Annotated in this window: 11 protein-coding genes; 9 read left to right on the top strand and 2 right to left on the bottom strand. The window is 36.9% G+C overall.

All coding sequences use genetic code 11. The features are described from left to right. Positions 1–142: 142 nt before the first annotated feature. From JMM81_RS19270 to JMM81_RS19280, 3 genes are all read left to right on the top strand, one after another. Positions 143–1,588 carry an RNA-guided endonuclease InsQ/TnpB family protein gene (locus JMM81_RS19270; protein ID WP_256243159.1) on the top strand — a complete coding sequence of 482 codons (1,446 nt, stop codon included), beginning with the start codon at positions 143–145 and terminating at the stop codon, positions 1,586–1,588. 354 nt (positions 1,589–1,942) lie between these two features. Continuing rightward, on the top strand, positions 1,943–2,713 hold the full coding sequence (locus JMM81_RS19275; RefSeq protein ID WP_256243160.1) for an ABC transporter ATP-binding protein: 771 nt from the start codon (positions 1,943–1,945) through the stop codon (positions 2,711–2,713). Further along, entirely contained in the window at positions 2,710–3,468 is a 759-nt protein-coding gene (locus JMM81_RS19280; protein ID WP_256243161.1) for an ABC transporter permease, read from the top strand. The genes JMM81_RS19275 and JMM81_RS19280 overlap by 4 nt, the downstream gene beginning before the upstream one ends. Positions 3,469–3,534: 66 nt before the next feature. Here JMM81_RS19280 and JMM81_RS19285 read toward each other — a convergent pair whose 3' ends face one another. Then, positions 3,535–3,975 (bottom strand): hypothetical protein, encoded by a 441-nt coding sequence (locus JMM81_RS19285; protein WP_256243162.1) that lies wholly within the window; start codon positions 3,973–3,975, stop codon positions 3,535–3,537. Positions 3,976–3,987: 12 nt separating this feature from the next. Further along, positions 3,988–4,338, bottom strand: a complete 351-nt coding sequence (locus JMM81_RS19290; protein ID WP_256243163.1) for an ASCH domain-containing protein — start codon at positions 4,336–4,338, stop codon at positions 3,988–3,990. 168 nt (positions 4,339–4,506) lie between these two features. Here JMM81_RS19290 and hemG point away from each other — a divergent pair, with 168 nt between their 5' ends. The 6 genes from hemG to JMM81_RS19320 all read left to right on the top strand — a co-directional run. Continuing rightward, on the top strand, positions 4,507–5,892 hold the full coding sequence (gene hemG, locus JMM81_RS19295; RefSeq protein WP_256243164.1) for a protoporphyrinogen oxidase: 1,386 nt from the start codon (positions 4,507–4,509) through the stop codon (positions 5,890–5,892). A 231-nt stretch (positions 5,893–6,123) separates the two neighbouring features. Beyond that, positions 6,124–6,906: an IclR family transcriptional regulator gene (locus JMM81_RS19300; protein WP_256243165.1), complete on the top strand. Its 783-nt coding sequence runs from the start codon at positions 6,124–6,126 to the stop codon at positions 6,904–6,906. Between the two features lie 48 nt (positions 6,907–6,954). Further along, positions 6,955–7,839: an acetaldehyde dehydrogenase (acetylating) gene (locus JMM81_RS19305; RefSeq protein WP_256243166.1), complete on the top strand. Its 885-nt coding sequence runs from the start codon at positions 6,955–6,957 to the stop codon at positions 7,837–7,839. A 25-nt stretch (positions 7,840–7,864) separates the two neighbouring features. Next, positions 7,865–8,893 carry a 4-hydroxy-2-oxovalerate aldolase gene (gene dmpG, locus JMM81_RS19310; RefSeq protein ID WP_256243167.1) on the top strand — a complete coding sequence of 343 codons (1,029 nt, stop codon included), beginning with the start codon at positions 7,865–7,867 and terminating at the stop codon, positions 8,891–8,893. Between the two features lie 692 nt (positions 8,894–9,585). Further along, the gene (locus tag JMM81_RS19315) at positions 9,586–9,990 is read left to right on the top strand and encodes a YbaN family protein (RefSeq protein ID WP_256243168.1); all 405 of its coding nucleotides are present in this window, start codon (positions 9,586–9,588) and stop codon (positions 9,988–9,990) included. A gap of 138 nt (positions 9,991–10,128) precedes the next feature. Beyond that, positions 10,129–10,889, top strand: a 761-nt coding sequence (locus tag JMM81_RS19320) for an IclR family transcriptional regulator (protein WP_256243169.1), incomplete at its 3' end; no start/stop codon positions are given.

Here is a 10,889-nt window from a genome sequence, read left to right on the forward strand (position 1 = left end):
ATATTGCCAAGAGTACCCCTTCTTCAAATTTTCTTTGGAAAATTAAGGAGGGGGTGAATTGGCGGTTTTTTATTATAGAGAATGATATCATTTGCCTTTAGGAACGTATATTCGGTATAATGTTTTTAAGGGGGTGAATAAAATGCCAAAGGAAAATGAAACAAAAAACAAGTATAAAACACATCAGATTTGGATTAAAAAAGGTCATCGCATGTATGGGTATTTTCAAACGATGACTCAACATGCAAAAAAAATGTACAATACAACTAACTTTTACATACGTCAGGTGTATACAGGTTTAACTGTAGAAAAACAACTTCAACCGCTTCAAAAAGAAGTGTTGGATATCATTCATAATAAACTAGGTAAAATGAATGAGGTTCAATTGATTGCTCATCAAAAAAGTACGGAAAAACAACAAGCTAAACCAAAAGAAAAGAGAAAAGAAGTTAAATGCAACTTGTTTGAAAAACCTTCAAGAGAAAACCCATATGTGGATTACCATCTTTTGGATAGTTTATTTAAAATAATGGGACAAAAGGATTATCGTTCCCTTCCAACACAATCAAGCCAAGGGGTAATGAAAATGGTCTTTCAAAATTGGAAGTCTTTTTATGCTAGTTTAAAAGACTATAAGCAGAATCCATTAAAATATAAAGGAAAACCAAGAATACCAAAATATATTCGTTCAATGGAGAAGGAAGTCGTTTTCACGAATCAAGATTGCGTCATTAAAAATGATAAATTTTTAAAGTTTCCTAAAACAAAAGAACAATTAAACATAGGGAAACTAGGCTATTGTGAAGGGAAATTAAAACAAGTTCGCGTGATCCCCCAATACAATGAGTATGTAGTGGAGTTAGTTATGGATGTTCCTACTGAACATAAAGAATATGTAGATAATGGACGATATATGAGTATTGATTTAGGAGTCGATAACCTTGCAGCCATTGTTACGAATACAGGTAGTCAACCTTTATTGGTAAAGGGCAAAAATATCAAATCCGTTAATCAGTATTACAATAAAAGGAAAGCGCATTTCCTCAGTGTTTTAAGACAAGGAAAACAAACAAATGAAGGCTCTTTTACATCAAAAAAGTTAGAGCATTTACATCAAAAAAGGCATCTTAAAATAAAGGATCTTTTTCATAAAGCCAGTTCTGAAATGCTGAAAATGGCTTTAGCAGAACAGACAAACACCATTATTATTGGAAAAAATAAAGATTGGAAACAAGAAATGAGTATGGGAAAACGAAACAATCAATCTTTTGTCAGTATTCCGCATAGTTTGTTCATGACTATGGTGGAATATAAAGCTGCAGAACACGGGATTAAAGTAGTCGTAGCTGAAGAGTCCTATACATCCAAAGCAAGTTTCCTTGATGGTGATGAGATTCCTACTTATGGAGAATATGAAGGTAAAAAACAGTTTTCAGGAATAAGAATAAAACGAGGTTTGTATCGTTCGGGTCAAGGGTGGATCATAAACGCTGATGTAAATGGTGCTGCGACTATTTTAAAAAAAGCTGTGGCATGTGTAACAAAAGAAACCGTAAATGTATGGAATCCACAATCTAAAATCATATAAAAGAAGTCCCAAAGGCAAGACCAATGGGATAGAGGGGTTGGGTGTTTGTAGCACACCACTGTGTCAACTCCACTAGCGTTAAGCGTTCGGAAATGTTCGATACGCTAGAAACCCCGACTTCAAAATTTCGTTAGAAAATTAAGTGGTGGGAGTATTCATGCAGGCTATGTCTAACCACTAAAGGGATTCTTGATGAGTTCCTATTCTCCCTATAAGAGCTTTAATCAATTTATTCCACTGTAATGGAAAGAAATCGTTTTGCTATTCATTCAGGGAAGGGTACAATGTTAAAATATAAATAGCCAATCACCTGAGGGAAAATTGTTTTAAAAATAGCAAAGAAGTGAGCAGATCATGGAATTATTAAAAAAGGAAAACGAAGCGAGTCATGATAAAATTGAAATTCAATTAGTAAATGTTGGTAAATTATTTAAAAATCAAAAAGAAGCTGTGCATGTATTAAAAGGGATAAGTGGAAACATCACAAAAGGAAAGATTGTAACCATTATCGGACCATCAGGATCTGGAAAAAGTACGATTCTATCCCTGTGTAATTTACTTCAAACTCCTGATGAAGGAGAAGTCCGGATTCATGGAAAGGAAGTTCGAGAGTGGGATATACAGGAACTTAGACGCAAGGTTGGGATTGCTTTTCAAGCTGCTCCTATGATGCAAGGGACGGCATTAGAAAATTTGTCTCTACCTGCACGCTTGCAAGGAAAGATATTGGATAATCCCGAGAAATATATGAAATATGTGGGATTATCAGAGGGTCTTTTATCGCGAGAGGCAAAAGAGCTTTCAGGGGGCCAAAGACAAAGGTTATCCTTTGCCCGAACGCTTGTGAATGAACCTTCTATTTTATTACTTGATGAAGTAACTTCCGCACTTGATTCCATATCGGCACGTGAGGTGGAGGAATTGATTGTACGGATTAACCGTGAACGGCATACGACTATTCTTTGGGTTACACATGACTTTTCCCAAGCAGAACGTGTTGGAGATGAAACCTGGCTTGTGATGGATGGGAACTTAATTGAGGCGGCACCTACTAAACAATTTTTCTCCGAACCGAAAGAAGTTCGTACGAAGGAATTTTTAGACCAGAAGAGGGTTTCCCTATGAGTTTGTTAGCGATTATTCTTAGTTTTGGCTTTGTTATTATCGCTCTTTTTATTTCAAGAGCATTTAAATTAGGGCTTGGTCGTGACCTGATTATTACAAGTATTCGTGCCACAATTCAATTATTCATTGTTGGTTATATTTTAAAAATGGTTTTTGGATTTGGTCATCCCTTTGTAGTCATTCTGATGCTTCTTCTTATGATTATAGTAGCAGCGAAGAATGCAGCGAAGCGGGGAAGGGGTCTCCCCCATGTTTTTTGGAAAATCTTCTTAACTATTTCTATCGTTGAGATCATTACACAAGGGTTTTTACTAGGATTACATATCGTACCAGCAACACCACAGTATATTATTTCGATTAGTGGAATGATTATCGGGAACTCAATGATTATCGCGAACTTGTTATTAAATCGTTTAAAAGGTGAAGTCGAGATGAGAAAAGAGGAGATTCAGCTTGTATTGTCACTCGGTGGAAGTATAAAGCAGTCGATCTATCCAATTCTCAAACAATCGATTCGGTCAAGCTTAATTCCAACCATTGAAGGGCAGAAAACAATTGGACTTGTTCAACTCCCAGGTATGATGACTGGTCAAATTATAGCGGGGGCAGATCCGATCCAAGCCGTTCGTTTGCAACTATTAATTGTTTTTCTTATTATGTCTGCGGCTTCCCTAACGGCCATTATCCTAGGGTTTCTCGTTTATCCAAGCCTATTCAACAAAAATCAGCAATTAGATATCCAGGACTGGAAGTAAGAAAAAAGCGAGGCGATCTCATAAGGTATTTGACACCTTATGGGACCGCCTCGCTTTTAAATTCATTTACCAAAAATTCGGTTTAACGACCATGAACCAAAGCATCGCTAATAAGAGAACGATATACATCCAAAGGGAGCGCTTTAATCCAGCGGCCAGCTCTTCTTTATTAGCGTTTGTTTCTGGAAACTTACGCAGCCTTGGTGAAAATGCACGCGCAAGAAAGAACACTGAACCAAACATAATCATGAACGTCATAACGATCCACGAGGTTCTCCAAGTCCAAGGACCTAATAAGATAAGGAGTATTCCTGATATTACTAGTACATGTCCTGCATGCTTTGCCATCCTGACAACAAACCAGAAGGTACCTAGATGAATATCCATTTCTTTCCCTTTTGTTAGGTGAAGTTTATTTACAATGGGTAAAAGGATAAAGAATGGACCAATCGATACGATTGCGCTAAGAACATGAAGATAGATAAGAAAGCGATAAAGTAAATCCACTACTCTTAAGAATTACTCATTTACTGGACTGAATTCGTGTACCCATACTCTCATTTGCGGAAGCCATGGCATGCCTGGATGAAAGGACAGAATAGATTGTTTGTATTCTTCAACGGAAGCATAACCCTCTTGGCGAGCATGTTCATCTGTTAATTCACCAAGTGACTGAGAATAAACCTTATCTACGATAAACTTATGACCTTTTAACTCCATTATTTCACCTACATCAGCATATCGGCCATTCCGTCTTGTTGCCGTTTTTTTGCCTTCAAGGACTTTTTGAATATCTTCTTCCACCGTTACGAGGCGTTCAATCGTACACGTTTTTGGTGGTAATGCATTAGTTTCTTCATGATTTGTCATATAATCAAACTTCCTTCCACTTTTTGTTCCTCTATAATTTACCACATGGCGTCAGGCACTACAAATGGATACATATCTTTTTGTGGTACTTGATATCTTTTTTAAAATTGGCAGAAAAGTGGTACACTTTAAATGATAGTTATTGGAACGAAATTGAGGTGTAACGGAGTGAAAACGGTTCTAGTTATTGGTGGTGGAGTTACTGGACTATCTGCCATGTGTGAATTGCAAAAGTGGAAAAAAGAAAATCAATCAGATGTAAGGCTTATTCTTACTGAGGCATCCTCTGAGCTTGGAGGGAAAATTTGTACTGTAAAAGATGCCGGTTTTATTATGGAAGCGGGAGCTGATTCCATTGTTGCTCGTAAAGCGAATCACATGTCCTTTATTCGAGAACTTGGTTTGGAACAGGAAGTCGTATACAACGCTACAGGTCGATCTTTTCTTTTCACAGAAGGAGAATTAAAGCCGATTCCTGCAGATTCAGTATTTGGGATTCCAACAAGTATTGAATCATTAGCAAAAAGCACCTTAGTCTCTGCGAAAGGAAAAGTAGAGGCCTTACAGGATTTCTATACAAAAAATGAATCCTTCACAAAAAATGATTCAATTGGTACCTTTCTTGAATCTTTTTTCGGAAAAGAATTGGTTGAAAAACAAATCGCTCCTGTACTTTCCGGTGTTTATTCTGGGGAACTTAGCAACTTAACTATTGCATCTACACTCCCTTATCTATTGGATTATAAAGAGGAGTACGGAAGCATTATAAAAGGCTTTTCTGTCAATAAGGAAAAATTCCAAATTGGTGGAGAAAAGAAGTTTCTTGCTTTCAAAAATGGTTTAGGAACACTCATTGATAGGTTTGAACAGGAACTTGAAGATGTGGAAATAGTCAAGAATGCTGTAGTAACCAAAATTGAAAAAGTAAATAGTAGCTATCATGTGTCTTTCAAGAATCATGAAGTGATTGAAGTAGATCATGTGGTACTTAGTATTCCGGATACAGCGGCAATTAAACTACTCCATAATCAAGAGATAAGAAAAGAGTTTGATCGTTTAAAGAACAGTAGCATGATTAGTGTATATGTTGGATTTAATGTACCTGATCATGTACTTCCATTAGATGGTACAGGTTTTATCAAAGCGGATAGTGATGAAATAACCTGTAATGCTTGTACATGGACAAGCCGAAAGTGGAAGCATACATCACATACTGGAAACTTACTTGTAAGGCTATTTTATAAAAGCAGCCATCAGGCTTTTTCTACCTTAAAAGAAATGTCAGAGGAAGAACTGCTTCAAGTGGCGCTTGCTGATTTGAATAAAAGTCTTGGGATTAATGCTAAACCAGTGGCAAGTGTTGTGACGGATTGGTCAGATTGCATGCCGAATTATTTAATCACCCATCCTCAAACCGTAGAAGCTCTCGAAAGTAAAATGGATGAACTGTATCCAGGAATTTTGCTTGCAGGTTGTTCTTATTATGGAGTGGGTATCCCTGACTGTATTGAAAATGGGGAGAGAGTGGCGAGAAAAATAGTTTCATTTCTCTAATGAAAACAGGATAGGACATCATCCTGTTTTTTGAGGAGGATGGGCGAGTGGTTATTTAAAAGTTGTGAATCTATTACCTGACGGAATTTCATGTAAGCGCTTAATGTTTACTGAAAATAAAAAACATTAGATTAGTAAAAAAATATTGACGAAATAGAAAATGGTGGTATTATATAAGTATAGAAAAAAATACGAATGGCATTCGTTAATGTCGAACGAAGGAGGGCGGTCGTGTCAGAACGTTTAATCCAATCAGTTGAAAGAGCTGCTGATATCCTTGAATTATTTTTGACTTCTGAACCAGAATTAAGTGTAAAAGAAATTAGTCAAAAACTAGACTTATCCAAAAGCACTACACATGGATTGATTAAGACCTTAGAACATAGAGGGTATCTTCAACAAAATCCATATGACTTAAAATATAAATTAGGACTAAGACTTTTTGAACTTGGCCACCTTATCGGAAGTCAACTTGACGTTGCAAAAATTTCGTATCCGATTATTAAAGATCTTGTTGAGCAGTTAAAAGAAACTGTACATCTTGTTGTCCGACAGCAGGATGAATTGATTTATGTAGCAAAAGAAGAAGGGCCGCATACATTAAGAATTTACTCTAATGTGGGAAAAAGGGCTCCTATTCATTGTACAGGTGTAGGAAAAGCCATCCTCGCTTACCAAGATGAAGTTGAGATTGATAGAATACTATCATGTGCTGATTTGGAATCGTTTACAGAGTATACAGTGACAGATAGTGAGGAAATTAAGAATCAATTACAATTGATTAAAGAAACTGGCTTTTCAATTGATGATGAAGAGATTGAGTTAGGACTCAAATGTGTTGCTGCCCCGATATTTGATCACAAAGGAAATGCAATCGCTTCAATTAGTTGTGCTTCACCAAAAATGAGGCTAACAGAGGATCGTCTTCCGGTGGTAATACAAGGAATAAAAGAAGCTGCATTTGAAATTTCAAAAAACTTAGGTTACAAGGATGTTTCTCATTTTTATAAATGAGAACAGATTAAATATAAAAACATTTTCATATTTAGGAGGAGAATTATCTTGGCAAAATTGAAAGCAGCTATTATTGGCTCAGGTAACATTGGTACAGACCTTATGATCAAATTAGGAAGATCAGAACATTTAGAATTAACAGCGGTTATTGGAATTGACCCTCAATCAGACGGTTTACGCCGTGCAAGAGAAGCAGGTTATGCAGGTGTTGACACTGGAATTGATGGTTTCCTTGCAGACCCTAATTTAGAAGCAGATATCATTTTTGATGCTACTTCAGCTAAGGCTCACATTTATAACAACAATGTATGTCAAGAACGCGGAATCAAAATGATCGACTTAACACCAGCAGCTGTAGGACCATACGTATCTCCAGCAGTTAATAGTGCAGAACACCTTGATAAAAACAACATTAATATGATTACATGTGGTGGACAAGCGACTATCCCTATGGTTCACGCTATCAACCGTGTAGCTAATGTAGTATATGGTGAAATCGTTGCTACTATCTCAAGTAAAAGTGCTGGTCCTGGAACTCGTGCTAATATCGACGAATTTACTGAAACAACTTCTAAAGCAATTGAAGTAGTTGGTGGCGCTGATAAAGGTAAAGCGATTATCGTCTTAAATCCTGCTGAACCTCCAATCATGATGCGTGATACTGTTTATGCTCTTGTTGAAGAAGGGAAAATGGACGAAGCAGCTATTCGCGAATCTATTGCAGAAATGGAAAAAGTGGTTCAATCATATGTACCAGGATATCACTTACGTACAGAACCAATTTTTGACGGCAATAAAGTTACTGTTTTCATTGAAATTGAAGGTGCTGGTGACTACCTACCTAAATATTCTGGTAACCTTGATATCATGACATCTGCTGCTGTTCGTGTTGCAGAAGAGTTTGCAAAAAATACAAAGAAAGAAACAGTTTGAGCTGTAGAAAGGGGAATATAAAATAATGACAATTGAACGCGATATCTTACTTACAGAGGTAGCATTACGTGATGGTAGCCATGCGGTTGCTCACCAATATACTGTAGAACAAGTAGTTAATATTACAAAAGCATTAAGTGAAGCAAAGGTACCATATATCGAAGTATCACATGGTGATGGTTTAGCTGGATCATCTTTACAATATGGTCTATCAGGAACGAATGAAATGGAATTAATCGAAGCAGCAGTTTCTGTTGCTGGTGATTCAAAAATTGCTGTTCTATTATTACCAGGTATCGGTACTTTAACTGAGTTAAAAGAAGCAGCTAATTTAGGAGCGAAAATGGCTCGTATTGCTACTCACGTAACAGAAGCTGACGTAGCGCCACAACATATCGCTTATGCGAAAGAATTAGGAATGGAAACAGTTGGATTCCTAATGATGTCACATATGGCACCTGTTGAAAAATTAGTTGAACAAGCTAAGTTAATGGAAAGCTACGGAGCAGACAGTGTATACGTAGTAGATTCAGCTGGTTATTTAATGCCTAATATGGTACGCGAAAGAATTAGTGCTCTTAAACAAAGCCTTACAGTACCAGTAGGTTTCCACGGTCATAATAACTTATCACTTGCTATGGCTAATACGCTTGCTGCTATCGAAGAAGGTGCAACACGTATTGACGGAAGTATCCGTTGCCTAGGTGCTGGTGCTGGTAACACACAAACAGAAGTACTTGTAGCTGCATGTGAACGTTTAGGAATCAAAACAGGCGTAGATTTATATAAAATGATGGATCTAGCTGAAGATATTGTGGCACCGCTTTTACCAGTAGCACAAGAAATCACTAAAGACAGCTTAACACTAGGTTATGCTGGAGTTTACTCAAGCTTCGCGCTTCACGCAAAACGTGCAGCAGCAAGATTTGGTGTTGACTCTCGTGATATCCTAATCGAATTAGGAAATCGTAAAGTAGTCGGCGGTCAAGAAGATATGATCATTGATGTAGCATCACAAATTGCTAAAGAAAAGAATGCAGTTGCTTCAAAATAAACTAGTAAAAGTCTAATAGATTAATATTGGTTCGTTTACACTATTAAATACGAACATAGGTAGAGAGTATTTTTCGCAATGAGTAACAATGGAAGTGAGGAATGGGGTCCTCATTTCTATTGTTACACCTGTATAAACAAGGGGTTTTTAGGCGATTTTATATAGTGCTTTTCAACTAATTAAATGTTCGGATAGTAAGTTCTAACAAGTAGACCTGTCTAATTCAGTAGACAGGTCTACTTGTTTTTCTGTTTAACTTCATTCAGCAGAAGTCCTCCACTTCTGTAAGTGGGGGATGAATGCAAAAAGCTCTCTGATTCAGTGGGGGTTTAAACCCCGGCTGAATGAAGTTAAGCCTCCGGCGGATACCTCGGATTTTTTAAAGGTCATTTATCGAGCGAGCTCGACGACGGACAGGACGTCCTAGTCAGGCGAAAGCCACAGGATGTGGCTTTCTGAAGCGTGATAAAAATCCGGGCGCAAATTCGCCCCGCCGAATTTGATATAGGTTCGTAAAGCATGTATGAAATGGAGGGTTATAAATGTTTGTGCATCATTTCATTTTTTTTTTCAATAAGCTATACTCTTCTATATAAGGATAGCTTGTGCTTTTATTAATGGCTTTGACAAGAGGAAGTGCCGCCATGGATAGAAGTAATGATATTTCTCATTCTCACAGAAAGGAGATATCAATGATGAAAACGATTGTCAAATGGGTCTATATACTTCTTGGGTTTTTATTTATTGGATTGGGAATTATTGGGATTATCTTACCGATATTACCGACAACACCGTTATTCCTATTAGCAGCCTTTTTCTTTGTGAAAGGGTCGGATAAATTTGATCGTTGGTTTAGAGGAACGAAACTATATAAAAAGTATTTAGAGGATTTTGTTAGGGAAAGAGCGATGCCATTAAAACAAAAATGGACGATCCTACTAACTGCTGATGCCATGATTGCCATTCCTTTTTTTCTTATTGATAGTGTCCTCGTTAAAATCCTATTAATTCTAGTTGTAGCCTATAAATATTATTATTTCATGAATAAAATTAAAACGATAAAAGAGACTGTAAGAGAGGTAAAGGCAAAAAATTAACTATGGTATGATTTGTTAATTGAAGAAGAGTTACTAACATGAATGAAAATATCTTTTGTTTTCTTGAGCTATATCATGATGACAATATTAAAACTTATATGATCAGACGATGAACCGTTAATAGAGAGGATCTAACAAATGGGTAATGATAAAAGTAATTCTATGATTCAGTCGCTTCAAGTAGGAATGAGTATTATTGATTTAATGGCTTCTAAAGAGCAACCTTTGAAGTTTTCAGAGATTCAAGAACTCACACAAATTACAAAGAGCAATCTATACAAGTACTTAAACACTTTAACACATCTTCAACTCCTACATCGAAATAAACAGAGTGGTGCATATATGCTTGGCAGTAAAATTATTGAGTATGGAAGAAGTGCCATTGGTCATCAGGATATCATTTCTACTGTCACTCCTTATCTTCAAGAGCTTAGTCAGCAAACATCACTAACAGCTTTGTTAGCAGTAGGAACTCCTAGTGGTCCAGTAGTAGCTAACATATGGAATACAAACCATTTATTTAATGTTGGTGCTCAAATAGGGACACAATTACCGATTTTGTCAGCGACAGGAAAAGTATTTTCGGCCTTTCCTACATCGATCTTAACAAAGGACTGGAAGGAAAGAGAATTAGAGAAGTTGACCGAGGAAGAAAAAGAACAGCTTGCAAAAGAGGAGGAAGTCGTAGTAAAAAATGGGATTGCATTTTCAGCGGATGCCCTTGTTCAGAATGTAACATCAGCTGCCGTTCCCTTATTTAACTACAAGCAGGATTTACTTGGTACTATAATCCTTGTCGGATTTTTACAGTTCTTTCCTCAAGATACAGATCATAAGGCGAGTCAACAGTTACTAGCCGTAGCAAAAGAAGTTTCAAGTATTTTTGGGTATAACGAAAC

Source organism: Bacillus sp. V3B (assembly GCF_024494465.1).
GTDB lineage: Bacteria > Bacillota > Bacilli > Bacillales > Cytobacillaceae > Bacillus_BD.

What these genes read in the sequence shown, in the direction of transcription:
- JMM81_RS19315 (WP_256243168.1), top strand. Translation starts at nt 9,586, where the DNA reads ATGATGAAAACGATTGTCAAATGGGTCTATATACTTCTTGGGTTTTTA.
- JMM81_RS19270 (WP_256243159.1), top strand. Translation starts at nt 143, where the DNA reads ATGCCAAAGGAAAATGAAACAAAAAACAAGTATAAAACACATCAGATT.
- JMM81_RS19275 (WP_256243160.1), top strand. Translation starts at nt 1,943, where the DNA reads ATGGAATTATTAAAAAAGGAAAACGAAGCGAGTCATGATAAAATTGAA.
- dmpG (WP_256243167.1), top strand. Translation starts at nt 7,865, where the DNA reads ATGACAATTGAACGCGATATCTTACTTACAGAGGTAGCATTACGTGAT.
- JMM81_RS19280 (WP_256243161.1), top strand. Translation starts at nt 2,710, where the DNA reads ATGAGTTTGTTAGCGATTATTCTTAGTTTTGGCTTTGTTATTATCGCT.
- JMM81_RS19290 (WP_256243163.1), bottom strand. Translation starts at nt 4,338, where the DNA reads ATGACAAATCATGAAGAAACTAATGCATTACCACCAAAAACGTGTACG.